This window comes from Serratia sp. 201 (assembly GCF_037027545.1).
GTDB classification, from domain to species: domain Bacteria; phylum Pseudomonadota; class Gammaproteobacteria; order Enterobacterales; family Enterobacteriaceae; genus Serratia; species Serratia bockelmannii.
In genome coordinates this window covers 510,719-537,380 of sequence record NZ_JAXCHC010000002.1, presented here as the reverse complement: position 1 = coordinate 537,380, position 26,662 = coordinate 510,719, and the positions used below count along the sequence as shown (strand labels likewise).

Genomic DNA, 26,662 nt, shown 5'->3' with positions numbered 1-26,662 from the left:
AGTCGGAATGGCGGCCTATCTGATACGCAGACTGTTATTGGTGATCCCCACGCTGTGGGCGATCATCACCATCAACTTTTTTATCGTGCAAATCGCGCCCGGTGGCCCGGTGGATCAGGCCATCGCCGCCATCGAGCTGGGGCACGGCAGCGGTTTTGGCAGCGGCGGTGTCGGCGAAGGCCTGGGCCATGCCCGGACGGGCATCGCGGCAGGCGACGGACAATATCGCGGTTCGCGCGGCCTGGATCCGGAGGTGATCGCCGAGATCACCCAACGGTACGGCTTCGACAAACCGCTGCACGAACGCTACTTCACCATGCTGTGGAACTATATGCGCTTCGACTTCGGCGACAGCCTGTTTCGCGGCGCTTCGGTGATGCAGCTGATCGGCCAGAGCCTGTCGGTCTCCATCACGCTGGGCCTTTGGAGCACGCTGATCATCTATCTGGTGTCGATCCCGCTCGGCATCCGCAAGGCCGTCCACAACGGCAGCGCATTCGATACCTGGAGCAGCACGCTGATCATCATCGGCTACGCCATTCCGGCTTTCCTGTTCGCTATCCTGATGATCGTGCTGTTCGCCGGCGGCAGCTACCTCGACTGGTTCCCGCTGCGTGGCCTGGTGTCCAGCAACTTCGACACCCTTTCCTGGCCGGCGAAGATCGCCGACTACCTGTGGCACATCACGTTGCCGGTGCTGGCGACGGTGATCGGCGGCTTCGCCACCCTGACCATGCTGACCAAAAACGCGTTCCTCGATGAGATCCGCAAACAGTACGTCACCACCGCCCGCGCCAAAGGGCTGGACGAAAAAAAGATCCTGTACCGCCACGTGTTCCGCAACGCCATGCTGCTGGTGATCGCCGGTTTTCCGGCCACCTTTATCAGCATGTTCTTTACCGGCTCGCTGCTGATTGAGGTGATGTTCTCGCTCAACGGCCTGGGGCTGCTGGGCTACGACGCCACGCTGCAGCGCGACTACCCGGTGATGTTCGGCACGCTGTATATCTTCACCCTGATCGGCCTGCTGTTGAACATCCTCAGCGATGTCACCTACACCCTGGTCGATCCGCGCATTGACTTCGAGGCCCGCCAATGAGCCGCCTTAGCCCGATCAACCAGGCGCGCTGGGCGCGTTTTCGCCGCAACCGCCGCGGCTACTGGTCGCTGTGGATCTTTCTGGTGCTGTTCACCCTGAGCCTGGCCGCCGATCTGATCGCCAACGACAAACCGCTGTTGGTGCGTTATGAAGGCCGGTTATACCTGCCGTTTATGATTAGCTACAGCGAAACCGCCTTCGGCGGCGAACTGAATACCGAAGCCGACTATCAGGATCCGTTCGTCCAGCGGCAGATCGAACGGCACGGCTGGGCGGTCTGGGCGCCGATCCGTTTCAGCTACGACACCATCAACTTCGCCACCGAGGTGCCCTTCCCTTCGCCGCCTTCGCGCCATAACCTGCTGGGCACCGACAGCAACGGCGGCGATGTGCTGGCTCGGGTGCTGTACGGTTTTCGCATTTCAATGCTGTTCGGCCTGGCATTGACGCTGTTTTCCAGTCTGATCGGCGTGTGCGTCGGCGCGACCCAGGGGTATTACGGCGGGCGTTTCGACCTGTGGGGGCAGCGATTTATCGAAGTGTGGTCGGGCATGCCGACGCTGTTTCTGATCATCCTGTTGTCGAGCATCGTCCAGCCCAATTTCTGGTGGCTGCTCGGCATCACCATCCTGTTCGGCTGGATGAGCCTGGTGGGCGTAGTGCGCGCCGAATTCTTGCGCACCCGCAACTTTGACTACATCCGCGCCGCGCGCGCCATGGGCGTGCCGGATCGCGTGATCATGTCCCGCCATATGCTGCCTAACGCCACGGTGGCGACGCTGACCTTCCTGCCGTTTATCCTTTGCGGCTCGATCACCACCCTGACGTCGCTCGATTTCCTCGGCTTCGGGCTGCCGATAGGCTCGCCGTCGCTCGGCGAATTGCTGCTGCAAGGCAAAAACAATCTGCAGGCGCCGTGGCTCGGCATCACCGCCTTCCTGGTATTGGCTGTGCTGCTGTCGTTATTAATCTTTATCGGCGAAGCGGTGCGCGACGCCTTTGACCCCAGCAAGGCGCATTGATATGGCCACTCCTTTGCTCGCAATTCAAGATCTCAGCATCGCCTTCCGCCAGGGCGACACCGTCACGCCGGTGGTCAACGAACTCTCGCTGCAAATCGCGCCGGCGGAAACGCTGGCGCTGGTAGGGGAGTCCGGCTCCGGCAAAAGCGTCACCGCCCTGTCGATACTGCGCCTGCTGCCCGCGCCGCCGGTGGTTTACCCTGCCGGCGATATCCTGTTCAACGGCGACTCGTTGCTGCATGCGCCGGAAGCGGCGCTGCGCAAGGTGCGCGGCAATCAGATCGCGATGATCTTTCAGGAGCCGATGGTGTCGCTTAACCCACTGCACACCATCGAAAAACAGCTGGCGGAAGTGTTGATGCTGCACCGCGGCCTGCGGCGCGAAGCCGCGCGCGCAGAGATCGTCGAGTGCCTGGAACGCGTCGGCATCCGTCAGGCCAAGAGCCGGCTGCAGGATTACCCGCATCAGCTGTCCGGCGGCGAACGCCAGCGGGTGATGATCGCCATGGCGGTGTTGACCCGCCCAAAACTGCTGATCGCCGACGAACCCACCACCGCGCTCGACGTTACTATCCAGGCGCAGATCCTGACGCTGCTGCAAGAACTGAAGCAGGAGATGGGCATGGGGTTGCTGTTTATCACCCATAATCTGAATATCGTGCGCCGCCTGGCGGATAACGTGGCGGTAATGCGTCAGGGGCGCTGCGTAGAGCAAAACGCCCGCACGCAGCTGTTCAGCCGGCCGCAACATCCTTACACGCAGCAGCTGCTGGCCGCCGAGGACGTCGGTGAACCGCTGCCGCTGCCTGCCGCAGCCAACAGGCGCCCCGGCGACGAGCGGCCGCTGCTCAAGGTGGAAAATCTGCAGGTGCGCTTCCCCATTCGCCGCGGCCTGCTGCGCCGCACGGTGGATTATCACTATGCATTGAAATCATTGAGTTTCGAGCTGCGCGCCGGGGAAAGCGTGGGGCTGGTGGGAGAGTCCGGCTCGGGCAAAAGCACCACCGGGCTGGCGCTGCTGCGCCTGCTGGCCTCTCAGGGCGCCATCTGGTTCGACGGCGAACCGCTGCACCCGCTCACGATGAAGCAGATGCTGCCCTACCGCAGCCGAATGCAAATCGTCTTCCAGGATCCCTATTCCGCCCTGAACCCGCGCCTGAACGTACAGCAGATCATCGCCGAAGGGCTGGAAGTGCACCAGCGGCTTACCGCCGAGCAACGGGAACAGCGCGTGATCGCGGTGTTGCAGGAGGTCGGGCTGGACCCGCAGTTGCGCCACCGCTATCCCACCGAGTTTTCCGGTGGCCAGCGCCAGCGTATCGCCATCGCGCGTGCACTGATCCTGCAGCCACAGTTGCTGATCCTCGACGAGCCGACCTCTTCGCTGGATAAATCGGTGCAGGCGCAGATCCTGACGCTGCTGAAATCGCTGCAGCAACGCCACCGGCTGGCTTATCTGTTCATCAGCCATGACCTGCAGGTGGTGCGTTCGCTATGCCACCAGGTCATCGTGTTGCGACAGGGAGAAGTGGTTGAACAGGGAGACTGCCGGGCGATTTTCGCGGCGCCCGCCGCCGACTATACCCGTCAACTGCTGCAGTTGGCGGACTAGCGGCGAATTTAGAAAGGGTATTGCGCGCTGAGCGGTTCGGCGATCGCGGCGCCGACGTTTTTCAGGCGGCACATGGTGGCGCTCTCGTCGCTGCGCTGCACGAACAGGCAAGGTTCCCCTTCCCATTCAACAATCGCGCAGTCGACCTGAATCTCCTGCAGCGACAGATTGAGCTGTTGCATGACCTGCCAGGCCTCGGCCCCTTCATGGCTGAGTAACTTCAGACCAATCAGGTTGTTATCTTCGTCTATTCCGTTAAACGGAATCGGTTCGACCTTCACGCCGGTGAAACCAGATAGCCAACGATAACTTTGCGGCAAGCGATGCACTACCGAAAGTTGGATACTCTCCACATGAAATCCCTAGATTGAAAAGGTGAAACACTTTTACCTGACAGGGTTACTAAGTTATAGCCGCTGACTCCCGACTCTGCCGCGCACAAATGTTATTTAAATGTAAATTTTGCCGCTAGCCATTAACCTGACCCCGTGCTTGCCGATGCCGTGCCATTTTTTGGCGCGCCGTGCGGTGTTATTTCACGGCATTTTGCGACTCAGCTCGCATTTTTGCGTTATATGTAACCCTTTCCCGCAGCGATCTCAACTCTTTTTTCTTGCAATGCGACTACTTTTCAGACGCCATATTTTTACAATGAAGAAACATTTAGCCCGCCACGTTGGCGCAGCTACCCCTGCTAATGCCTTGATTTACATCAATCCTAATACAAACCATCCGCAGCACTCAGCCGGCAGAACGCTGCGCCTCCCGAGGAATATTAGGCGATGCGGCGGTGGAATTTTTTAACAAAAAACACACAGAGGGGAAAACGGCCAATTAATTAGCTTGCGTATATTTAGCAACAAATTTTTAATTGCCAGTTGCACCCTGAAATGGCAAGGCGCAACCCTAAGGCGATGCGGGGCAAAACGCCCCGAATCGGGAGAACGTCAGGCTGCGCGATCGCGCGGCCGGCTGGCGTAAACATAGAACAGCACCGCCACGATGCTGCACAGCGCCATCGAGGTGACCATGGGCCAGGCGCTTTTGCCCGGCGCCATCGACAGCACCGCTCCCACCAGCGCACCGATGCTGAAGCGCAACGTACCGGCCAAGGAAGAAGCCGTGCCCGCCATATGCGGGAAATCATCCAGGATCACCGCCATGGCGTTGGAGGAGATCATCGCGATGCACCCCAGATAGACCGCAACGCCGATCACCAGCGCCCAGAAACCCAGACCGACAGCGCTCACCGCCAGCAGCCACAGCCCCATCGCCAGCTGTACCAGCAGCCCCAGCTTGAACATCTTGACCGCGCCGAACCGCCGCACGTTGCGGCTGTTAATCAGCGTCGTCAGGAACAGGAACACGATGTTCAGCGCAAAATAGTAGCCGAAGTGTTGCGGCGAAACGTGGTTCAGTTCGATGTAGACGAACGGCCCGGCGCTGAGGAACGAGAACATGCCGGCGAACGAGAAGGCGCTGGCCAGCATGTAGCTCAGCACCCGTTTGTGGCGGAACAGCGAACCGAAGTTGCCCAGCGTGGTGCGCAGGTGGAACCGCTGTCGCCGTTCTTTCGGCAGCGTCTCCTTGATGAACAGGGCCACCAGCAGTGAACCGATCAACGCCGCGGCGCCCATGGTCCAGAAGATGGCGTGCCAACTGAACCACAGCAGCAGCGCCCCGCCGATCATCGGCGCCAGCAGCGGCGCGATGGTCATCACCAGAATGACGAACGACATCATGCGCGAGAACTCGTCCTTGGTGAACATGTCGCGCATCAAGGCGTTGATCACTACGCTGGCGGCGGCGGCGGCCAAACCGTGCAGGAAACGCAGCCCGATCAGCTGATCGATCGATTGCGCCATGGCGCAGGCGCAGCCGGCGATGGCGAAGATCAGCGTACCCCACAGGATCACCGGCTTGCGGCCGATGCTGTCCGACATCGGCCCATAGAACAGCTGCCCGAAGGCAAAGCCGAGCATATAGGCGCTGAGCGTCATCTGCACGCTGCCGGACTCGACGCCAAACTGGGCGGCGATCACCGGCATACTGGGCAGGTACATGTCGATGGCCAACGGCATCAACATGGACAACAGGCCCAGAATGAAAATCAAACCGAGATGAGAGGTTCGGTTCTGTTGCACGTTCCACGACTCCTTAATCGGCCGCAATCGATGATCGGTTATCAGTCCTGCAGGTGCGGCGCGCCCACGCTGGCGATCTCTTCTTCGGTCAGTGGGCGGTATTCGCCCGGCGCCAGATCGTCATCCAGCACGATGGCGCCGATGCGCTCGCGGTGCAACTCGATCACCCGATTGCCGACGGCAGCGAACATCCGCTTCACCTGGTGGTAGCGCCCTTCGCTGAGGGTCAGGCGCACCACGTGCTCGTCGACCTGCTCCAGCGTCGCCGGCCGCGTCAGATCTTTCTCGTTGTGCAGTTGCACCCCTTCGGCGAAACGCTGCGCGGTGTCTTCCGCCAGCGGGTGCTCCAGCGTCACCAAATAGGTTTTCTCACAGTGGTGGCGTGGCGACGTGACGCGGTGCGACCACTGGCCGTCGTCGGTCATCAGCACCAGCCCGGTGGTGTCGATATCCAACCGCCCGGCGGCGTGCAGCTTGTACGCGACCGGCTCATCGAGGAAGTACAGCACCGTCGGATGATCGGGATCGTCGGTGGAACAGACGTAACCCTGCGGTTTGTTGAGCATGAAATAGCGCGGGCCGTTCTGCTGCTGCAGCGGATTGCCGTCGAACGCCACTTCTTGCTCCGGGGTCAGTTTGACAGCCCCGCTCTTCACCACCTCACCGTCCACGGTGACGCGTTTAGCCCGAAGTTCGCGCGCAACCAGCGCACGGCTAATGCCTAACTGCTGAGATAAAAACTTGTCCAATCGCATGGGATCTGCTTTGCCTGTCGTTGTTATGATCGCATTGATCGTATTGCCAAAATATGACGCCCGCCGTTGCACCGGGTGCAAATGGCAGGTTCAGGGGGGAAATCGCGTGGGGGAACAGCGATTGCTGTCACACGAGTATAGCGGTACAACGCGTTGCCCGACAGGGGTAATTTTCACGCTTCTCGCACCGCGCGCGCGCAGAAGGCATAATAATAGAAATTTTTCGGCCGCCCGGCACGTAAAATGTCACGGTTTCTGTGGGAACAGAGGTGACAAAACCGGTTCCCGGCGGCCCATTCCAACCTACGGCGTTCATTTATGGCCTTTACCCTACGCCCCTACCAACTGGAAGCGGTCGAAGCCACCATCAACCATTTCCGGCGGCACCCCGAACCGGCGCTGATCGTGCTGCCGACCGGTGCCGGCAAAAGCCTGGTGATCGCCGAGCTGGCGAAGCGCGCCCGCGGGCGGGTGTTGGTGCTGGCGCACGTCAAGGAACTGGTGGCGCAAAACCACGCCAAATACTGCGCCTACGGCCTGGAAGCGGATATCTTCGCCGCCGGCCTGCAGCAGAAAGAGAGCGCCGGCAAGGTGGTGTTCGGCAGCGTACAGTCCGTCGCGCGCAACCTGCCGCTGTTCGACGGCGCCTTTTCGCTGCTGATCGTCGATGAATGCCACCGCATCAGCGACGACGACGACAGCCAGTACCAGCAAATCATCCAGCATTTACAGAAAACCAACCCGCAGCTGCGGCTGCTGGGGCTGACCGCCACGCCTTACCGACTGGGCAAGGGCTGGATTTACCAGTATCACTACCATGGCTTCACCCGCGGCGACGGCGCCAGTCTGTTTCGCGACTGCATCTACGAGCTGCCGCTGCGCTACATGATTAAGAACGGCTTCCTGGTGCCGCCTGAGCGGCTGGATATGCCGATCGTGCAATATGACTTCAGCCGGCTGGAGGCCAGGAGCAACGGCCTGTTCAGCGAAGCGGATCTGAACCGCGAGCTGAAGCGGCAAAACCGCGTCACGCCGCACATCATCAGCCAGATCGTGGAGTACGCAGAGGATCGCAAAGGCGTGATGATCTTCGCCGCCACCGTCGAACACGCCCGCGAGATCCACGGCCTGTTGCCGAACGGCGAAGCCGCGCTGGTCAGCGCCGAAACGCCGCCCGCCGAGCGCGATGCGCTGATCGACGCGTTCAAACAGCAGCGGCTGCGCTATCTGGTCAACGTCGCGGTATTGACCACCGGTTTCGACGCGCCGCACGTCGATCTGATCGCGATCCTGCGCCCCACCGAGTCCGTCAGCCTGTACCAGCAGATCGTCGGGCGCGGGCTGCGTTTGGCGCCCGACAAAAAGGATTGCCTGATCCTCGACTACGCCGGCAACCCGCACGATCTGTTCACGCCGGAAGTCGGCGTCAGCAAGCCGCACGGCGACAGCCAGCCGGTGCAGGTATTCTGCCCGGCCTGCGGCTTCGCCAACCTGTTCTGGGGCAAGTGCACCGAGAACGGCGATATCATCGAGCACTACGGCCGCCGCTGCCAGGGCTGGCTGGAGGACGACGACGGCCACCGCGAGCAGTGCGATTACCGCTTCCGGTTCAAGAGTTGCCCGCACTGCGGCGCGGAGAACGATATCGCCGCACGCCGCTGCCATCAATGTCAGGAAGTGTTGGTCGATCCCGATGACATGCTGAAGGCGGCGCTGAAGCTGAAAGACGCGCTGGTGCTGCGCTGCGGCGGCATGGAACTGCAGAGCGGCCGCGACGACAAGGGCGAATGGCTGAAGGCCACCTATTACGACGAGGACGGCACCAGCACCAGCGAGCGCTTCCGCCTGCAGACGCCGGCGCAGCGCAAAGCGTTCGAGATGCTGTTCCTGCGCCCGCATCAGCGCGCGCCGGGCGTGCCGTTCGCCTGGCACACCGCCGCCGACGTGCTGGCGCAACAGCAGGCGCTGCGCCATCCGGATTTCGTGGTGGCGCGCAAGCGCGGGCAGTTTTGGCAGGTGCGTGAGAAAGTGTTCGATTATCAAGGCCGTTTCCGCCGCGCCAATCAGTTGGCCTGAGCGAACTGTCCCCAACCTGGGCAGGTTTTCGTTGCCCTGCGGGCGGCTTTCCGTTAAAATGCCGCGCGCTTTACCTGGGCCTGCCCAGCGTTAAAGCGGGTTTCCGAACTTGCTACTTGGGTCGCCTGTAGCAGGGTAAATTTTCTTTTAAGAGAAAAAACAATGTTCACTATCAATGTAGAAGTACGTAAAGACCAGGGTAAAGGTGCGAGCCGCCGCCTGCGTGCAGCAAACAAATTCCCAGCTATCGTTTACGGTGGCAAAGAAGCTGCAGTTTCCATCGAATTGGACCATGATTCTGTTAAGAACATGGAAGCTAAACCAGAATTCTACAGCGAAGCAGTAACTCTGGTTATCGACGGTAAAGAAACCAAAGTTAAGGTTCAGGCTGTACAGCGTCACCCGTTCAAGCCAAAACTGGCTCACATCGACTTCGTTCGCGTTTAATCGCTACGTTTTCGAACCTTTCGGGACGCCGAAATAAAGAACGCCGCAATTGCGGCGTTTTTTATTGTCTGCGATTCGGCACGCTTACTTGCCGCTGCCGGTCCGGCGCTGCAGCTGATCGCGCAGGTTCGGCGGCGTGCCTCTGATGGTCAGCGTGTCAGTGGCCGCATCCCAGAAAATGCGTTCGCCCAGCAGCATGGCGTCGAAGTTCAGGCTGATGCCGCCGCCGCTGCCGGCAAATTTGGTCAGTTGGCGCAGCGTGCCGCGATCCGCCGGGAAGCTCTCTTCCAGCTCATACCCTTGCTCGCTGGAGAACTGCATGAAGTCTTTCTCGCCGAGCGGCGACAGCTCCTGCGACAAGGCCTGCAGTTCAATCTCTTCGCCGGCCTGCAGCTGTTCGTTGCAGTAGCTGTACACCTGCTGGCGCACCGACTGGCGCTCGTTCTTGTCCAGCTGCGCATCGGCGCAGTAGTCGTCTACCGCCTGCAGCAGCCCGCGGTTTTGCGCCTTGGTGTCCAACCCTTCGGACGCCGCCAGGAAATCCATGAAGAAGTCGGCGACCTTACGGCCTACGCGCCCGCGCAGGAAGGTCAGATAGCGGGTCGATTCCGGGTTGGTTTCCCATTCGGTCAGATCGATGCGCGCGACGATATCGGCGTTGTTGATGTCCAGATAGTGCGTGGTGTTGATATCCAGCTCTTCGTTGACGCGCATGCTGTTACGGCTGTTCAGCACCGCGATCAGCAGGTACTCCACCGCCAGATAACGGTATTGGCCGAACAGCACCACGCCGCCTTCGGCAAACGGATACTTCGCCAGTTCGTCGCGCAGGCGGCCGGTCGCCGCGCGGCTGAAGGCCAGAAAGTCCTTATCGTCCTTGCGGCAGGTGCGCAGCGCTTCCGCCAGCTCGCTACCTTCGTTGAACAGGCCTAAGGCCTTGCTCTTGGCGCTGTAGACGCGATGCAGTTCCGTCATCATTTCTTCCACCGCCGCGTTGGTGGGAAGCAAGGAATCGCGCAGCACCACGTCCAGCGTTTGCTCGTCGCGTTTCACCAACTGATGCAAAGCGATCTGGTCGATATCCAGACTCATGGTAAATCCTCCTGTTCTTTAGGCGCGTATTCAAACACTGAAGGCCCCGACCTGCAATACTAAAAACCGCGGCAAACCGGAAAGGCGCTGCGAGGAGCAGCCCCGCCACGGGCGCCCCCCTCCCCAAATGACAGGAAGTGATAAAAGAGCGGAAAATCACTGCCCTATACGGTAAGATAGGGCACTTTGCAGATTACTAAGCGCAATTTTATGCCACAATCATCCCGTTACAGTGACGAACACGTTGAACAACTGCTCTCAGAGCTGGTCAATGTTCTGGAAAAACACCATACCCCCACCGATCTTTCCCTGATGGTGCTGGGCAACATGGTTACTAATTTGATCAACACCAGCGTTGCCCCCGCGCAGCGGAAAACCCTGGCAAGATCGTTCGCGGAAGCCCTGCAGGCTTCTGTCCGTGAAGACAAAGCACATTAATATTGACTTATGGTGACAAACCGTCAGCGTTATCGTGAAAAAGTCTCCCAGATGATCAGTTGGGGGCACTGGTTCGCCTTATTCAACATCCTGCTCGCCCTTGGGCTGGGCAGCCGCTACCTGTTTGTTACCGACTGGCCCGCATCCCTGCTGGGCCGGGTCTATGCCCTGGTCAGCCTGCTGGGGCATTTCAGCTTTATCGTGTTCGCCGGCTATTTGCTGGTGATTTTCCCGCTCACCTTCGTGGTGATGTCGCAGCGGCTGCTGCGATTTATTTCCGCCGCGCTGGCCACCATCGGGCTCACGCTGTTACTGGTCGACAGCGAAGTGTTCTCCCATTTCCACCTGCACCTCAATCCGGTGGTGTGGGATCTGGTGGTCAACCCGGACCAGAGTGAGCTGTCGCGCGACTGGCAGCTGATGTTTATCTGCGTGCCCGTGATCTTCCTGGTGGAGATGTTGTTCGGCACTTGGAGCTGGCAGAAGCTGCGCAGCCTGAACCGCCGCCGCTTCGGCAAACCGCTGGCGGCGCTGTTTATCAGCGCCTTTTTCGCGTCGCACCTGATTTACATTTGGGCTGACGCCAACTTCTATCGCCCGATCACCATGCAGCGAGCCAATCTGCCGCTCTCGTACCCGATGACCGCACGCAAGTTCCTCGAAAAACACGGCCTGCTCGACCAGCAAGAGTATGAGCGCCGCCTGATGCAACAGGGCAACCCGGAAGCGGTGGCGGTGGAGTATCCGCTCAGCGATCTCAGCTACGGCGATAAAGGCAGCGGCTATAACCTGCTGATGATCGTGGTGGACGGCATTCGCGCCAAAGACGTGGCGCAGGACATGCCGGCGCTGACGCGCTTCGCCCAGGAAAACGTGCGCTTCAGCGATCACTACAGCTCGGGTAATCATGCCGACACCGGGCTGTTCGGCCTGTTCTACGGCATTTCTCCGACCTATCTGGACAGCGTGCTCGCCGGCCGCAAGCCGTCGGCGCTGCTCAACGCGCTCGGCGATCAGGGCTACCAACTGGGGCTGTTCTCTTCCGACGGTTTCAACGCCAGCCTGTACCGCCAGGCCCTATTGACCGACTTCTCGCTGCCAACGCCGGCGCCGCAAAGCGACGCGCAAACCACGCAGCAATGGCAGCGCTGGCTGACGGATCAGGGCGGCAAAGAGCCGTGGTTCTCCTATATCAACTTCAGCGGCGCCGAGCCGGCTGAAGGCGACAAAACCCCGGCGCCGGCCGATTTTATCCAACGCTATCGCACCGGCGCTCAAGACGTGGATGCCCAGATAGCCCAGGTGCTGGATACCCTGAAACAGCGCGGTCTGCTGGACAAAACCGTGGTGGTGATCACCGCCGAACACGGCGTCGAATTCAACGACAGCGGCAAAGGCCAATGGGGCGCCGGCACTGCCTTCAACCAGGCGCAACTGCAGGTGCCGTTGGTGATCCACTGGCCGGGCACCCCGGCGCAGACCATCAGCAAGCTGACCGGCCATAACGACGTGATGCGCACCTTGATGCAACGGTTGCTGCACGTGAAAACCGCGCCGAAAGACTATTCGCAGGGCGAAGATCTGTTCACCGCCCAGCGCCGCAACGACTGGATCGCCACCGGCGATGGCAATCAGCTGGTGATCACTACGCCGACGCAGACGCTGATGCTGGACAACAGCGGCAACTATCGCGTCTACGATCAGAACGGCGAAGAAATAAAAGACGAGAAACCGCAGCTTGCTCTGCTGCTGCAGGTGCTGACCGATGTAAAACGCTTTATCGCCAACTAACTGCTTAAAACTAAAGCAATCAAGTGGCGAGGCGCTTGCATTAACATCGGGAATCGGTAGTATGATTTTTCATAGCGTCGGCATGTAGCGCAGCCTGGTAGCGCACCGTCATGGGGTGTCGGGGGTCGGAGGTTCGAATCCTCTCATGCCGACCAAATTTAAGAAAACCTGCTGTTACAGCAGGTTTTTTTTCATCTATACGTCGAGAGGATGAGAATCTCCGAAGGAGGTTTGAGCCGAACGTAGTGAGACCACGTTGCTTTAGCAACGGCCCGCAGGGCAAGCATCGAAGATGCGCATAATCCTCTCATGCCGACCAAATTTAAGAAAACCTGCTGTTACAGCAGGTTTTTTTTCGTCTGCATATTGAGAGGATTAGGCCGCACCGGTTTGGCCCATGCGCTAGCGGAGGCCTGGGCAGGGCCTCTCTCTCAGCGCGGCTGCAGGCAGTTTTCTTCTTTCCAGCCGTACAGCCATTCCATTCCGCGATAAAATTCCGCCTGAGATTTGCCTTTCCATAACAGATTACGCACCTGGCGCTCAACGCCTGCGGCGTGATAAACACGGCCCATCTCACGGGTTGACCAGACGATGCGCGCCGTGCGTGGAATACGTACCGACTCGTACAGGGCAAGCGCTTTTGCCGCATCCCCTCCATGCTCTTCCAGCGCTTTACCCAGCGTTACCGCATCCTCCAGCGCCATGCAGGCTCCCTGTGCCATATACTGTGCCACCGGGTGCGCTGCGTCTCCCACCAGCGTGATACGGTCGTTGCCCCATTTCTCCACCGGTTCACGATCGGCGGTTGACCAGCGGCGCCATGAGGTCGGCTTATCCAGCATCTGGCGCGGACGCGGGTGAATACCGGAAAAATAGGAAAGTACCTCCTCTTTACTGCCCTCCTTCACACCCCATTCCTCCTGCTGACGGCTATGGAACGTCACCACCAGGTTATACTGCTTCCCGCCGCGCAGCGGGTAATGCACCAGATGGCAATGCGGCCCCGCCCACAGTACCGGCGCGTTAATGCGTAAATCCTCCGGCATCTCATCGCAATTAATCACGGCGCGGTAAACCACATGTCCGGTCACCCGCGGCGCATCGCCCAGCAGGTACTGCCGCACCACCGACCTCACGCCATCGCAGCCGATCAGAATATCCGCCGTCCAGCGATTGCCCTGCTCATCAAATACCGTCACATCGTCCACCGTTTGGCTGATACCCGCCACCTGCGTTGAGGTACGGTATTCCACATCCGGATGGGTCAATACCGCTTCCCAAACAGAGGCGTGGATATCCGCCCGATGGATAACCGCATAGGGACCGCCAAAGTGATCGCGAAATGCTTGCCCGGTCTCAATATGCACCACCTCCTGGGCATTGACCGCATCCATCAGGGTAATGTGATCGGTAAAGACGGCGCGCTGACGCGCTACGCCGCCCACACCCAGGCTATCCAGCGCGGAAAAGGCGTTGGGGCCGAGCTGAATACCCGCCCCAATCTCACCAATCTCGTGCGCCTTTTCCAACAACATCACTTTAATGCCCTGGCGAGCCAGCGAGAGCGCAGTCGCTGCGCCGCCAATGCCTCCCCCGACGATAATTGCGCGCATCACTTTAGCCATTGTTTTCCTCCTTTCGGGCTCAGGCTGAGATTTTGTCTTGTTGGTTTTCGGGCGCCGCGGCGATGAACGCCGGGAGACGAGTACAGGCGTCGTAAACCGCTTTACAGCGCGGGTACCCGCTCAGGTCGCACCCCATCCGCAGGGCATTCGCCCACTGAGGGATCAGGCAGCAATCCGCCAACGTCGGGGTATCGCCAACGCAGAAGGGTCCTGGCGGCCTCTGGAGCAACAGCTGTTCTACGGCGCTCAGCCCTTGGCGGATCCAGTGCGCATACCAGCGTTTTTTCTCTTCCTCACTCACCTTCAGCTCTTCACTCAGGTAGCGTAAAACCCGCAGGTTATTTACCGGATGAATATCGCAGGCAATAACATAGACGATTTCCAGTATCCGGCTGCGCGCCGGGTCGGCCGCCGGCAACAGCGGCGACTGAGGAAAATGGCGATCCAGCCAGTCAATAATCGCCAGCGACTGGCTGAGAGACTCACCGTCGTCCGTGAGCAGCGTCGGCACCAGCCCGACCGGGTTCATTCGCCGATATGCCAGCTCATTCTGCTGCCCGATACGAATATTGACCCCCACCGTCTGGTAATGGAGGCCTTTCAGCGCCAGCGCAATGCGCACGCGGTAGGACGCTGAGCTATTAAAGAAACTGTACAGCTTCATCATTCACCTCTGAATCGGCTCAGACAATCTTCACGGCGATCGGGGTTAGCCCCTCTACATTGCCGGTAATCACATCGCCTTTCACCACCGCGCCCACCCCTTCCGGCGTCCCGGTAAAAATCAGATCGCCGGGCTGCAGCTCAAAAAAGCCGGACAGATAGCTGATGGTTTCATTCACCGACCAGATCAGATGGCGGATGTCGCTGCGCTGGCGATCGCTGCCGTTGACCTGCAGCCAGATAGGCGCGTTGTTCACGTCGGCGCTGTCGCCGGCTTTATGCAATGGCGCGATGGGCGCAGAAAGATCGAACGACTTGCCGATTTCCCATGGGCGCCCCATCTGACGCATGTCCATCTGCCGATCGCGGCGGGTCATGTCCAGGCCTGTGGCATATCCCCAAATGTATTCATGCGCCTTTTCCAGCGGAATATCGCTCCCCCGTTTGCCAATCGCCACCACCAGTTCGATTTCGTAGTGATAGTTGTCGGTTTGCGACGGATACGGCAACGCCAGCGTTTCGCCGGCCGCCACCGGCACCACCGCATCGGCAGGCTTGCAGAAGAAAAACGGTGGCTCACGATCCGGGTCAAAGCCCATTTCGCGGGCATGCGCAGCATAGTTACGCCCGACGCAGTAGACACGGCGCACGGGAAACTGTTTATCACTCCCCACAACAGGAACCGTCACAGGGGCTTGCGGTGCAAATACGTATTGCGTCATTTTGTCTCTCCCAAATTAATAACGTGCTTCGCGGAACAGTCCCAGGGCTTCCTGAACCGGCCTGTCCGAGAAACTGAATAACACGGTGTCTTCGTCCGCCTGAAACGACACGTCGAACCAGGTCGGCGCCACGAAGATATCTTTTGCCGAAAAGTGAAGGGTTTCGCTGCCGATGCTGACCTGGCCGCGCCCTTCCACCACGTGGTAAATGGTGCTGTCCGTGGTGCGCGCCTTCCGTGAGGAAAAGCCTTTCGGCAGCAGCTGCAGGAAGGCGCCCATCGAGGGCATGGGATAGCCGCCGGTCACCGGGTTGGCGTAGCGCATCTTGTAGCCGTCCCACTCGTCGGCGTCCCCCATGCGGGTGAGGTCGTGCAGCGCTGCCCGGCTGCGATCGTAGCGGTAGTTGAAAATGGGCGATGAGTTGCCTTTCTGATGGCGCAGCGGCAGCATATTGGCCGCATAGCGCGGTAAATAATCCCCCTCCTGGCGCGTCACGGGCTGCTGCTCTTGCGGATAGTCTTCCGCGAAACCGCAACCCAGCAGGTTCACCAGCGGCAGATCCAGCCCGTCCAGCCATACCACCGGCTCCTCGCCGGGATTACCGTGATCGTGCCAGCGCCACTGCGGCGTCAAAATGAAGTCGCCTTCATGCATTTGCGTACGCTCACCGTCAACGGCGGTAAATGCCCCTTTCCCCTCGACGATAAAACGCAATGCCGACTGATTATGGCGATGGCTCGGCGCGACTTCGCCCGGCATGATCAACTGCAATCCGGCATACAGCGTCGGGGTGATGGAGGACTGTCCGCGCAGCATCGGGTTTTCCAGCACCAGCACGCGGCGAACCGCCTCTTTGGCGCCAATCAACTCGCCGCTGGCCAGCAGGTGCGGGCGAATCGCCTGATAGTTCCAGTAAGCCGGAGCGCAGTTTGCATTCGGCGTTTGCGGCACCAAATGGTGCAGCGACTCCCACAATGGGGTCAGGTTCTGCCCTGAAATATGCCGGTAGAACTGCTGGCGGCTGGGATTAACATCCTGATTGCGTTCAGGCATAGGGATTCTCCTTTTCATTCACGACGCTGCGCGAGGCAACGTATCAGGGGCTGGAGCAGACTGGCGAACAACAGCCGTCAGCAGCATTAACATCACCGTACTGATCGCCGCCGGCACGGCAATAATGAAAAATAGCGTATCGAATGAGAAATTCATCGCCATCATCACGCCGCCGGCAAGCGAGCCGACAATCGCGCCGCAGCGGCCAATGGCATTGGACCAGCTGACGCCGGTCGCCCGGCTTTGTGTCGGATAGAGCGTGGCGGTCAAGGCATTCAGCCCAACCTGCGAACCGCTGATGCCGATGCCGGTGCCGAAGATGGCCAGCGCCATCAGCCACAGGCCGTTCTCGCTCAGACCAATCATGACGATACACGCGGCGCCCAGGGCGTAGCTCGCCGCCAACACCCGGAAGGGATTGTATTTGTCCATCAACGCGCCCAGCCCCAGCGCCCCCAACGTTCCGCCCATCTGGAAAGCGGCGGTCACCCAAGAGGCATGCTGCAGATCTATACCGCGATGGTTAAGCAGCGTCGGCATCCAACTGGAGAGCAGATAGATAATCAACAGGCTCATAAAAAAAACCGCCCAGAGCATGAGAGTAATGCGCAGCTGGCGGCCGGCAAACAGCGGGCTGATGCTCCCTTTGGTCGCCGTAGCGGCTTCGTTGAGGTAAAAATGGGTCTCTTCATCGCACTCTCGGGTGATGCCGCTGACCGTTTTGGCAATCACCTTGCGCGGCAGTTGGCGGCGGACCTGCCAGCGCGGGGATTCCGGCAGGGCAAACAGCAGCACCACAAAGAGCATCAGCGGCAAAACGCCTCCGAGCACCAAAATGCCGTGCCACCCCATCACCGGCACCAGTTGGGCGCTGACGATCCCGCCCAGGGCTGAACCGAGCGTGAAACCGCAGAACATCAGCGTGACCAGCGCACCACGGCGGCGAGCAGGCAGATATTCAGAGGTCATCGTGATGGTGTTCGGCATCGCGCCCCCCAACCCCAGGCCGGTGAGAAAACGTAAAATGACCAGCGTTGGCATATCGGGGGAGAAGGCCGAAATCAGGCTCAGCGTGCCAAACAGCGCCACACAAAGTTCGATGACGCGCTTGCGGCCAAAGCGGTCAGAAAGCGGGCCGCAAAGCAGTGCGCCCGCCGTCAATCCCAACAACCCCGCGCCAAACAGCGGTGCCAGTTCGCCGGCGGTCAGTTGCCATTGGGTACGGATGTCGGGTGCGATGAAACCAATGGCGGCGGTGTCAAAACCATCGAACATCACCACCAAAAAGCAGCAGATGATAACGCGCCACTGCGTCTTACCGATGGGAGCAGCATCGATCAGTGCTTGTAAATCACGCCGTTGAGTCATAGTGAGCGCCTCGGTGCAGGTAGGGAGATGTCTGTCTTGTTTTAGGTATGTTACGAATTTGTATCCTTAGCGATAAAATGTACAATGGCTTTTCAGGCAGAGACATAACCGGAGGGTTATAGCAAATGGCGAACTGGGCGCAGAAAATGAAACTTCACCATCTGCAAATGTTGGTGGCGTTGGGTGAGCAGGGAAATCTGACCCACGTTGCCCGGATGATGAACATCTCCCAACCCGCTCTGTCAAAATGGTTGTCACAGCTCGAAGATGAGATTGGGATCACGCTGTTTGAGCGGCATAGCAAAGGGCTGCGCCCCTCCGAGGGGGGGAAACTGCTGCTTCAGCATGCGCAGCGCTTGGTCAACGATCTCGAGCGTTCGCAGTCTGAAATCGCCCGCTTTAAGCAAGGCGGGCTGGTGGGAAGCCTGAAAATCGGCTGTTCGCCGGTCGCCACCGACTGCGTTTCGCAGGCCATATTGAGCCTGCTGCAGGAAATGCCAACGCTGCATCTCAATATTGAGGAAAAGGTGATGACCCCGCTGCTGCACGATCTGATCGCGGGCGCGGTGGACGTCGTCGTGGGCCGCGTTGGCGGGCGGGCGCTGCAACTGCCGCTCAACTATCAAGTGCTCTACACCGAACCGGTATGCTTTGTTGCCCGCCCTCACCATCCGCTGGCGGAATCCGCCTCCCTCACCTGGCGCGATCTCACCCACTGGCGCTGGATTGTCTGGCCGACCGGCACGCCCATCCGCCTCAGCATTGATAATGCGCTGGCGGATAACGGCGTGATGCTGCCCGAAAACACGGTTGAATCGGCATCCATGAACGTCAGTACCAACCTGCTGCAAAGCAGCGATATGATCTCCATTCTTTCCCTACGGCTGGCGCAGCGTTATGCCAGCCAGGGGCAGCTGGCGATCCTGAATCTGCCGAAGATAGAGCAGAAAGGCAGCGTGGGCGTCTTCTGGCGCAACAGCGAACCGCCTTTTGCCGCGCTGAGCCGCTTTTTGCAGCTGCTGACGCAGGCTTAACCCCCCGCACCGTAAAACCAGCTGCCACAGCAGGCCATTACGGCTGCGCCTACGCGGAAAGTTTGACGATGGTCGCAGGGATCCCCTGACGCACCGCCGCACCGGTCACCCAATCCAGCCAGGTATTCGGCACTTCGCGCGTCGGATCGGCAAAGCCCAAATCGTTGAGGTTGATGCCGGCGGCGATGCGCTCATCCATCGCCAGCGGTTCGCCGTCCAGGTAGTGCTGACTGGCCCCCATCTCCCAGTGGCCGTAGCCGTGTTCCACCGCGATCACGCCGGGCATCACGCCCGCCAGTAAACTGATCTGCACCTCTCGACTGCCGCCCGGCGTGCTGATACGTACCCGGTCGCCGTGTTGAATGCCGAAACGCGCTCCGTCCGCCGGGTTCAGCGCCACCAGGTTCACCGGTTTCACGTCGTGCAGGCGCCGGATCACCGCGGTGGAGCTGCTCATCACGTTGGATTTGAAGGACATCAGGCGCAGTGGCCACTGCTGCTCAGGGTAGAGCGCTTCCACCGCGCGGCCGTCCGACAAACGCGCCGGATAGCAGGTGGGGCAGCCGCTGAAACGCTCACCGGTGATCGCATGCCGGTGCTTCGCCACTTCCGCATTCCAGATCTGCAGCGGTTTCTCCCAGCGGTTGCCCACGCTGCCGTCGCGGCGGCCGCTGTCGTGAACGGCGAACCGGCCGCCGCGGCTGTAAATAAACGCCACGCGGTCGATTTCATCGGCGCGCAGCGTCTGCGCAAGCTGCGGCAACAAGCGATCGACACCGCTCAGCGTCAGTTCGTCCGCCCTCGCGGCCGGCACCGGCGCCTTGCCGGCAAACGCCACGTTGGCGGCGGCGCGCAGATAATAATCCTCGGCGCAGTTGAGCGGCAGCAGCTCGCCCTGGCCGTCGCCGATAGCGCGATCGCCGAACCCCGGCAGCGCCAGGCGTTTAGCGACGGCGATGCAAAACGCCTCCATGGAAATCGGCTGCCCTTGCGCCGTTTTCGCGGTCGCCGGCGTCACTATCGGCCAGCGCGCGGTAGTGGCCTTGCTGGCGACGCCGCCCCAGGGGGCGCTGAACCCCCAGCTCTCAAAGTTATGGGTGTCCGGGACGATATAGTCGGCCAGCGCCGTCGTTTCGTTGATAAACGCATCGATAGCGATAAACAGCGGCAAACGCGCCGGATCTTTCAATCGTTCCTCCGCCACGCTACGTAACCCGGCGATACCGTACAAGGGGTTGGTCATGTTCGAGATCCAGGCTTTCAGCCCGTACGGATACCCTGCCAACGCCGATGTCAGCAGCTCGGTCAGTTGCCCGGCGACGAACGGATACCAGGGCGCCCTGGCCGGCCAGGGGGAAACGCCCGCCGCCACTTTTTCGCGGTACTCGTCGGAGGTTTCATAGGCGGCCTTGCTGCGCGCGATATTCAGGCCCTTCGGTTTTACCAGGCCGGGAAACTCGACCAGGTTATAGCGCGGCCCCTCAGCGAAGCCGTTGAATTTTCCGCCGCCGACGAACACGCCTCCCGCCAGGCTCAGGTTGCCGATCAGCACGTTAAGCATCATCACCGACCAGGTATTGTAAAACCCGTTTGCCGCCATCATCCCGCCATGGGCGATCACCGCCGCCTTGCGCCCGTGGGCGGTAAAGGCCTCGGCCAGTGCCGCGATGCGTGCCACCGGCACGCCGCATTGCCGGCTGTACGCCTCCGGCGACAGCTTGTCGGCGGCCTCTTTCAAACACTGGAAGCCGCTTTTCACCCCCACCTGCACGCCGTCGTGCAGCGTCACCGTACGGCTTACCCACAGCTCGGCGCTGTCGCACGCCTCGGCCGCCACCAGTTCCCCCGCGCCGTTGACCACCAACGGCGACGCCGACCCGGCGCCATTCAGATCGGCCAGCGTCAGATGCTGCCCCGCCCGCGGATGCTCGCTCTCGGCGATCACCAAATGCGTGGCGTTGGTCCAGCTCTTCTCGCCGGCGCGTTGCATGGCGACCTCCGACGGGATGGCGAGATAATCGGCCTGATAACGCCGGTGGTCGAGGATCCAACGGATCATTGCCATCGCCAGCGCCGAGTCGGTGCCCGGCAATATCGGGATCCAATGGCCATGATCGTCCGCCAATGTGGTGGTCAGCGGCAGCGCCGGCGCCACTACCGCATAACGGAACTCGCTGCGCAATCTGGCGCTGGCCAGTTGCCGAGCCTGGCGCTTGAACGGGTTGCCGGACTGTGCCGGCGAGGTTCCCATAAACAGCGCGAATTCGACCTGTTCCCAGTCGGGTTTTACGTGCGGATTTTTGTCCAGATCGTTCATCAGCGCACCGGAACCGGCACGGTAGGCCAGCCCGCAGTAAGCACCGTGCGCGCCGAAGTTTTTGCTGCCGAAACTGTTCTGAGCGAAACGCCGCAGGAAGCCGTCGCGCCCATCGTCACCGGCGTTGGTCACCAGCAGCTGATTGGCTTTCGGCCCCAGCCCCGGCTGTCGGGCATCGATCGGCGTCTCCAGATCGCGGATCGCCCGCAGGCCCTCCACATGCCCCTCGCCGAACAGATCGCCGCCTTCCACCACTTCAGCGATCAACTGCTCAAAGCTGATGCGCTGCCACTTGCCCTCGCCACGTTTGCCGACGCGCTTCATCGGCTCCAGCACCCGCAGCGGGCTGTAAAGCCCCTCCAACAGCGTGGCGCCGCGCGCGCAGGCGGTGGAACGCGCATCTAGGCCGCTTTCGCCGCCCAGCTGCGCCAACGCGTCCTGCAGCGGCAAGGCCGAGTCGACGTGCCGTTCCTGAGACAGCGGATGATACGGGTTGCCGGCAATGCGCAATACCCGGTCGGTCTGCCTGTCCACCCGAACCCGCACGCCGCATTGCGTCCAGCAGCCGAAACACTGGGTCATCGAGATGGTCTGCTGCGGATTGCCTTGCCATTCCGGCATTGCCCGCCCTTCGGGTGGCAGGGAGTTGCCGTTGATGCGATCCAGGGTCACCCGCCCTGAAGTGCCGTGAATCAAGCCGTCGATCGCCCGTTTGGCGACCTCGCGATAGCTCAGGCCAAAGGCGGACAATCCACCGAAGGCCAGGCCCACTTTCAACCACTGACGCCGGGTGAGTTTAGCCATGTTGTTTTCTCCGCAGTAAAAACGCCTGTGCTTCACGCACCATGATCATTAACGCCAGCCACAACCCGAAAGTGCCGACGATCGCCAGCAAGCCATCGGTGCCGAGCGGCAGGCTATAAGGGGAATACGTCGCGTTGTATTTCGGGATGGTTTGCACCTCGATCAACAGCGTCCAGCGCATCAGCCAACTCAGCCCCAGTGCGCCGGCCACCAGCAGCGTCGTACCGCCGCGCGGCAAGCGCCGAGAGCCGGCCCAAGCGGCGCACGCCAGCGTCAGCCCCCACAGAGCAATCCATCCCACGGCATACCGGCGCGCCATCGCCTGCGTCTGCAGCCAGTGGCGTACCGCCGCGCCGGATAACGTATCGCCGCATACCCACAGCAGGATCGCCCCGCCGAGCAGCAGTAACGTCAGCAGCATCCCGCGCGCCAGCGGCGCCTGCAGACCGGGCCGTTCGCGCAATGTCAGCAGCAGCAAGGCCAAGAGCGCCTGCAGCGCGCTGAGGAACATCACGATCGGAAATCCGTAGCTGAACCAAATGGGGCGGGCACGCACGACGGAAACCTCACGCCCGGTGTACAACAGCAGGCCGATAGCCACCAGCGCGCAGGCGGGCGCAATCCCACGCAGCAGCGCAACCGGCCTACCCGTCAGCCGCGCAAATTCGAGAGCGAGAAACCACAGGCCGATCAGCAGGGTAAACAGCGGCAAGAACAGCGCGCCCCACGGCATCCACGACCAGGGCGTCGGGTAGGCGTAGAAATGCCAGAAGCGGGCGGTTTGATGCAGGTCGGCGGTCAGCGCCAGCGGTGCGGTGATGGCGCACGTCAGCCCAATAAACAGCGCCATGCGCTCCAGATGCGCGGCGTTATCTCCACCGCGCCAGCGCCACACGCAGGCCAGCAGCGCAGCACAGGCAGCGATGCCGATAAAGAAGAAATATTGCACGGCCCACGGCAACCAGCTCACCGCCTGCGGTTGGCCCAGCACTTCTGCGATCATCAGTTGGCGACTCATCGTCCCTCCCCCCATAAGGCAACCTGCGCCCGCCCCGGCAGCGGCGTGACGAAGGCGTCATCCAGCCCCAGATAGAACACATGGGGCGCGGTTTGGTTCTCCGGCTTGAGGACGTTGATCTCGGCCTCATGGCACCGCAGCATTTTGCTCAGCGTGCTGTGCGGATCGCGCATGTCACCGATGATCCGCGCCCCGCCCACGCACGACTCCACGCACGCCGGCAACAATCCCGCCTCCAGCCGGTGTACGCAGAAGGTACATTTGTCCGCCGTTTGGGTGGCGTGATTGATAAAGCGGGCATCGTACGGGCAGGCTTGCACGCAATAGGCACACCCCACGCAGCGCGTGTTGTCGATCACCACGATCCCGTCCTCACGCTGGAAAGTGGCCTGTACCGGGCACACCGGCACGCAGGGTGGGTTGTCGCAGTGGTTGCACAGCCTGGGCAGCAGCACGTTGGTCGCCACCGCTTCACCTTCGAGGCTGACCTGGTACTGGTTTACCGTGGTGCGAAACTCGCCGTGCGGCGTCTGGTTTTCAATGGCGCAGCTCACGGTACAGGCCTGGCACCCGACGCAGCGCCGCAGATCGATCAGCATCGCGTAGCGGCGGCTCGCATCCCCCTCGCGCCGCGTCGGCGCTAACGTCAGCCCGGCCTCCGCCACGGGGATCAGCGAAGCCCCCGCCGTCAACACGCCCAGCTGCTGCAAAAACTGCCGTTTACTGAAGTCCATGCGCCTCTCCCACGCCCTGGGCATCACCCCGATCACGCTATTGATGCCCGTTAGATGAATAAACAATGTCGATGATTTACAGTGTAAAAATGGCATCGATGGCGCTCTATTGTGGTTAACCACATACCGGCCCCAACGTTGATCTAAAACAAGTGGCGGCAGGCAAATTGCCCATCAGGAGGGGCTGTGAGGGTCGTGTTATTACTGCTGTTCAGTCTCGGTTGGGGGATGGCGGCACAGGCGGGAGAGTGGTCGATCGGCGTGCTGGCGATGCGCGGCGATGCGGCGACCGCGCGTGACTGGCAGCCGCTGATCGACAGCCTCAACGGCAGTGTCGGCGGTGAGCGCTTCCGCCTGCAGCCGCTCGATCTGGCGCAGATGCGCGAAGCGGTCAATCGGGGCAGCGTGCAGTTCGTGGTCACTAATCCGGCGCAGTTCGTGCAGTTGAACAGCCGCTATCATCTGCGCTGGCTGGCATCGTTGCGCGCCGCCAACGGCGATCGGGCAACGGGCAACATCATCGGCAGCGTGATTCTGGTGCGGCGCGACAGCGGCATCACGACGCCGCAGGCGCTGATGGGCAAAACGGTGGGCGCCATCGATCCGCAGGCCTTCGGCGGCTATCTGACCGGCTATAAGGCGCTCAGCGATGCCGGTATGCGGCCCGATCGCGATTTCCACCTGCGCTTTACCGGTTTCCCTGCCGATGCCCTGCTCTATCTGTTGCGCGAGCGCGCCATTCAGGCCGCCATCGTCCCCGTCTGCCTGCTGGAGAAAATGGATCGAGAAGGCCTGATCAACCCGGCGGATTTTCGCCCGCTGTTGCAACGGCCCACATCGGTTCCCTGCGTCAGCAGCACGCCGCTTTACCCCAACTGGTCGTTCGCCGCCCTGCCCGGCCTGGATAACTCACTGGTGGATGCGGTGGCAAGAGCCTTGCTGACCGCACCTCCGCAGTCTCCCTTTCAATGGGGCGCACCGGTCTCGACCAGCGAGGTGGAAGCCTTGCTGCGCGCCGTCAATCAACACCCGGAACAGCGGCGGCTGTGGCTGGATATCAAGAGCTGGCTGATCCAGCATCAGACGGCCGTCGGCCTGTCGCTGGCGGTGCTGGCGCTGTTGATCGCCAACCATATCTGGATCGCGCTGCTGGTACGCCGGCGCGGGCGGCAGTTGCTCCATGCCGGAGAGCAACTGCGGCGGCAGGAGCAGGCGCTGGAGAACGCCAGGCAGCTGAACGTGCTGGGGGAAATGGCCTCCGGCTTCGCGCACGAGCTCAATCAACCGTTGGCGGCTATTCGCCTTTATGCGCAGGGATGCCTGATCCAACTGCGCAAAACGGACGCCGGGCATCCGCTGTTGGGGCCGTTGGAAAATATCGACCGACAGGCGCAGCGCGGCGGCGAGACGATTCATAACCTGCGCCAGTGGGTGCAGCCCACCGCTTATGCGATAGACCAAACACGCTGGCGACCCGCGGCGGTAAGCGAAACCGCCGAGCGGGTGTGGACGCTGCTGCGCCTGACGCAGCGCTATCCCGACCTGAAACTGTTCAACAACGTGGCGCCTTCGCTGACGCTAACCCTGCCGCCGGCGCTGCTGGAACAGTTGCTGGCGAACCTGCTGCTGAATGCGGCGCAGGCCGGAGCCAACGCCGTCTGGCTTTCCGCCGTCCAGAGCGAACGGGCGATCGAGTTGCATCTGCAGGACAACGCGGGCGGCATGACAACGGCCGGGCTGGAACAGGCTTTTCGCCCCTTCAACACCACCAAAGCCGGCGGCATGGGGCTGGGGTTAGCCATTTGCCGGCGCCTGGCCCGCTACGGCGGCGGCGAAATCCGCCTGGCTAACCGCCCCGCCCCCGACAGCCGCAATGGGCTGTGCATAACGCTGCATTTCATATTGAACGATGAGGAAAACCATGTCGCTAATTCATCTGGTGGACGATGACGCCGCCGTCACCGACGCCTGCCATTTTTTGCTGACCAGCTTCGGTCACAACGTGCAGTGCTGGAATGACAGCGCCGACTTTTTGGCGCGGGCCGACCTGTTTCAGACCGGGATCGTCTTGCTGGACATGCGGATGCCGAAACTCGATGGGCACCAGGCCTACGCTGAGCTGCGCCGCCGCAGCAGCACGCTGGCGGTGGTGTTCCTGTCCGGCCATGGCGACGTGCCGATGGCGGTGGAGCAGATGAAGTACGGCGCGGTGGATTTCCTGCAAAAACCGATCGCCGCAGAACCGCTGATCGCCGCCCTCGAACGGGCACAGCAGGTCTCGGCCAAAGCCCAGCAGCGCCATGAAACTTGCGGCCGCTACCATACGCTCACACCGAAAGAACGCGACATCGCGCAGCTGGTGGTGCGGGGCATGATGAATCGGGAAATGGCGGAGCGGCTGAATATCGCCCTGCGCACCGTAGAGGTTCACCGGGCAAAAGTGATGGAGAAAATGCAGGCCGCCAGCCTGGCGGAATTGGTGATTCAGCTGCAGGCTCTGCCGCACACGCCCCGGGAGTGAATGCATAAAGCCCTCATCAAGCTAACGTCCCGTATTCCTCTTTCCTTGATTGACACAGCGCGATCCAGGCAATATATTTATTAGAAATATTAATGCATTACGGTAGAATCACCTTTTCTCAACCAACAGGCTATCAGCATTCTCCGCAAAACCCAGCGTAGCGCTTTCGCCTTCAGGAACCCCGTGTGGGAAAGAAGGGGCGTTGCCTTGAATAAAGAGAAATGATGACCATGCAACATGGCTCGAGCATCATTACGCCACTATCTGACCGCCCGGTTGACGTTTTAAATAAGTACGGATTATGAATAACAGAAGAACACGGACTAA

22 protein-coding genes, 1 tRNA gene and 1 other RNA gene are annotated in these 26,662 nt (G+C 60.8%); 12 read left to right on the top strand and 12 right to left on the bottom strand.

The genetic code is table 11. The annotated features are described in order from the left end of the window. Nucleotides 1-7: 7 nt before the first annotated feature. Genes WA302_RS10845 through yejF form a run of 3 tightly spaced genes read left to right on the top strand, consistent with a single transcriptional unit; the run spans nt 8 to nt 3,733 of the window. Entirely contained in the window at nt 8-1,099 is a 1,092-nt protein-coding gene (locus tag WA302_RS10845; RefSeq protein WP_336063874.1) for a microcin C ABC transporter permease YejB, read from the top strand. Continuing rightward, complete coding sequence (locus WA302_RS10840; RefSeq protein ID WP_025303557.1) at nt 1,096-2,121, top strand: ABC transporter permease; 1,026 nt, start codon at nt 1,096-1,098, stop codon at nt 2,119-2,121. Before WA302_RS10845 ends, WA302_RS10840 begins: the two co-directional genes overlap by 4 nt. 1 nt (nt 2,122) lies before the next feature. Further along, a complete protein-coding gene (gene yejF, locus WA302_RS10835) occupies nt 2,123-3,733 on the top strand; it encodes a microcin C ABC transporter ATP-binding protein YejF (RefSeq protein WP_167324462.1) in 1,611 nt (536 codons plus the stop codon). Nucleotides 3,734-3,741: 8 nt separating this feature from the next. Here yejF and WA302_RS10830 read toward each other — a convergent pair whose 3' ends face one another. The 3 genes from WA302_RS10830 to rsuA form a co-directional block, all read right to left on the bottom strand. Next, nucleotides 3,742-4,086 carry a YejG family protein gene (locus WA302_RS10830; protein ID WP_004935763.1) on the bottom strand — a complete coding sequence of 115 codons (345 nt, stop codon included), beginning with the start codon at nt 4,084-4,086 and terminating at the stop codon, nt 3,742-3,744. A 594-nt stretch (nt 4,087-4,680) separates the two neighbouring features. Beyond that, nucleotides 4,681-5,877 carry a Bcr/CflA family multidrug efflux MFS transporter gene (locus tag WA302_RS10825; protein WP_025303559.1) on the bottom strand — a complete coding sequence of 399 codons (1,197 nt, stop codon included), beginning with the start codon at nt 5,875-5,877 and terminating at the stop codon, nt 4,681-4,683. A gap of 41 nt (nt 5,878-5,918) precedes the next feature. Then, entirely contained in the window at nt 5,919-6,632 is a 714-nt protein-coding gene (rsuA, locus tag WA302_RS10820; RefSeq protein WP_025303560.1) for a 16S rRNA pseudouridine(516) synthase RsuA, read from the bottom strand. 318 nt (nt 6,633-6,950) lie between these two features. Between rsuA and WA302_RS10815 the strand changes: the two genes are divergently transcribed. Both WA302_RS10815 and rplY read left to right on the top strand, forming a co-directional pair. Beyond that, entirely contained in the window at nt 6,951-8,708 is a 1,758-nt protein-coding gene (locus tag WA302_RS10815; RefSeq protein WP_099817470.1) for a DEAD/DEAH box helicase, read from the top strand. Between the two features lie 162 nt (nt 8,709-8,870). Beyond that, nucleotides 8,871-9,155, top strand: a complete 285-nt coding sequence (gene rplY / locus WA302_RS10810; protein ID WP_019453645.1) for a 50S ribosomal protein L25 — start codon at nt 8,871-8,873, stop codon at nt 9,153-9,155. Between the two features lie 84 nt (nt 9,156-9,239). On the opposite strand, the gene yejK is transcribed toward rplY, so the two are convergent. Then, the gene (yejK, locus tag WA302_RS10805) at nt 9,240-10,247 is read right to left on the bottom strand and encodes a nucleoid-associated protein YejK (RefSeq protein WP_025303563.1); all 1,008 of its coding nucleotides are present in this window, start codon (nt 10,245-10,247) and stop codon (nt 9,240-9,242) included. A gap of 210 nt (nt 10,248-10,457) precedes the next feature. Between yejK and WA302_RS10800 the strand changes: the two genes are divergently transcribed. The 4 genes from WA302_RS10800 to WA302_RS10785 all read left to right on the top strand — a co-directional run bounded on the left by WA302_RS10800 (nt 10,458) and on the right by WA302_RS10785 (nt 12,795). After that, complete coding sequence (locus WA302_RS10800; RefSeq protein ID WP_004935782.1) at nt 10,458-10,685, top strand: YejL family protein; 228 nt, start codon at nt 10,458-10,460, stop codon at nt 10,683-10,685. A 9-nt stretch (nt 10,686-10,694) separates the two neighbouring features. Beyond that, nucleotides 10,695-12,476 carry an LPS biosynthesis-modulating metalloenzyme YejM gene (gene yejM / locus WA302_RS10795; protein WP_049205249.1) on the top strand — a complete coding sequence of 594 codons (1,782 nt, stop codon included), beginning with the start codon at nt 10,695-10,697 and terminating at the stop codon, nt 12,474-12,476. Between the two features lie 78 nt (nt 12,477-12,554). Continuing rightward, a tRNA-Pro gene (locus tag WA302_RS10790) sits at nt 12,555-12,631 on the top strand. A 34-nt stretch (nt 12,632-12,665) separates the two neighbouring features. After that, a non-coding RNA gene (locus tag WA302_RS10785) (RtT sRNA) lies at nt 12,666-12,795 on the top strand. 112 nt (nt 12,796-12,907) lie between these two features. On the opposite strand, the gene WA302_RS10780 is transcribed toward WA302_RS10785, so the two are convergent. The 5 genes from WA302_RS10780 to mhbT are packed head-to-tail and all read right to left on the bottom strand — an operon-like array spanning nt 12,908 to nt 17,907. Then, nucleotides 12,908-14,101, bottom strand: a complete 1,194-nt coding sequence (locus WA302_RS10780) for a 3-hydroxybenzoate 6-monooxygenase (RefSeq protein WP_043136451.1) — start codon at nt 14,099-14,101, stop codon at nt 12,908-12,910. 19 nt (nt 14,102-14,120) lie between these two features. Beyond that, nucleotides 14,121-14,765, bottom strand: coding sequence for a maleylacetoacetate isomerase (gene maiA, locus WA302_RS10775; RefSeq protein ID WP_025303615.1), 645 nt, complete (start codon nt 14,763-14,765; stop codon nt 14,121-14,123). Between the two features lie 19 nt (nt 14,766-14,784). Further along, complete coding sequence (locus WA302_RS10770; RefSeq protein WP_025303616.1) at nt 14,785-15,486, bottom strand: fumarylacetoacetate hydrolase family protein; 702 nt, start codon at nt 15,484-15,486, stop codon at nt 14,785-14,787. Nucleotides 15,487-15,501: 15 nt separating this feature from the next. After that, entirely contained in the window at nt 15,502-16,539 is a 1,038-nt protein-coding gene (gene gtdA, locus WA302_RS10765) for a gentisate 1,2-dioxygenase (protein ID WP_049203376.1), read from the bottom strand. A gap of 18 nt (nt 16,540-16,557) precedes the next feature. After that, on the bottom strand, nt 16,558-17,907 hold the full coding sequence (mhbT, locus tag WA302_RS10760; protein WP_049203377.1) for a 3-hydroxybenzoate transporter MhbT: 1,350 nt from the start codon (nt 17,905-17,907) through the stop codon (nt 16,558-16,560). A gap of 125 nt (nt 17,908-18,032) precedes the next feature. On the opposite strand from mhbT, the gene WA302_RS10755 reads away from it, so the two are divergent. After that, nucleotides 18,033-18,941, top strand: coding sequence for a LysR family transcriptional regulator (locus WA302_RS10755; protein ID WP_060433674.1), 909 nt, complete (start codon nt 18,033-18,035; stop codon nt 18,939-18,941). Nucleotides 18,942-18,990: 49 nt separating this feature from the next. On the opposite strand, the gene ttrA is transcribed toward WA302_RS10755, so the two are convergent. Genes ttrA through ttrB form a run of 3 tightly spaced genes read right to left on the bottom strand, consistent with a single transcriptional unit; the run spans nt 18,991 to nt 23,814 of the window. Next, complete coding sequence (ttrA, locus tag WA302_RS10750) at nt 18,991-22,062, bottom strand: tetrathionate reductase subunit TtrA (RefSeq protein ID WP_301480206.1); 3,072 nt, start codon at nt 22,060-22,062, stop codon at nt 18,991-18,993. Beyond that, nucleotides 22,055-23,080 carry a tetrathionate reductase subunit TtrC gene (ttrC, locus tag WA302_RS10745; RefSeq protein WP_049294873.1) on the bottom strand — a complete coding sequence of 342 codons (1,026 nt, stop codon included), beginning with the start codon at nt 23,078-23,080 and terminating at the stop codon, nt 22,055-22,057. Before ttrC ends, ttrA begins: the two co-directional genes overlap by 8 nt. After that, the gene (gene ttrB / locus WA302_RS10740; protein ID WP_025303622.1) at nt 23,077-23,814 is read right to left on the bottom strand and encodes a tetrathionate reductase subunit TtrB; all 738 of its coding nucleotides are present in this window, start codon (nt 23,812-23,814) and stop codon (nt 23,077-23,079) included. The genes ttrC and ttrB overlap by 4 nt, the downstream gene beginning before the upstream one ends. A gap of 228 nt (nt 23,815-24,042) precedes the next feature. Between ttrB and ttrS the strand changes: the two genes are divergently transcribed. Further along, nucleotides 24,043-25,764: a tetrathionate respiration histidine kinase TtrS gene (gene ttrS / locus WA302_RS10735; RefSeq protein ID WP_336064463.1), complete on the top strand. Its 1,722-nt coding sequence runs from the start codon at nt 24,043-24,045 to the stop codon at nt 25,762-25,764. Next, nucleotides 25,736-26,335: a tetrathionate respiration response regulator TtrR gene (ttrR, locus tag WA302_RS10730; RefSeq protein ID WP_197771041.1), complete on the top strand. Its 600-nt coding sequence runs from the start codon at nt 25,736-25,738 to the stop codon at nt 26,333-26,335. The genes ttrS and ttrR overlap by 29 nt, the downstream gene beginning before the upstream one ends. The last annotated feature ends 327 nt before the right edge of the window (nt 26,336-26,662 follow it).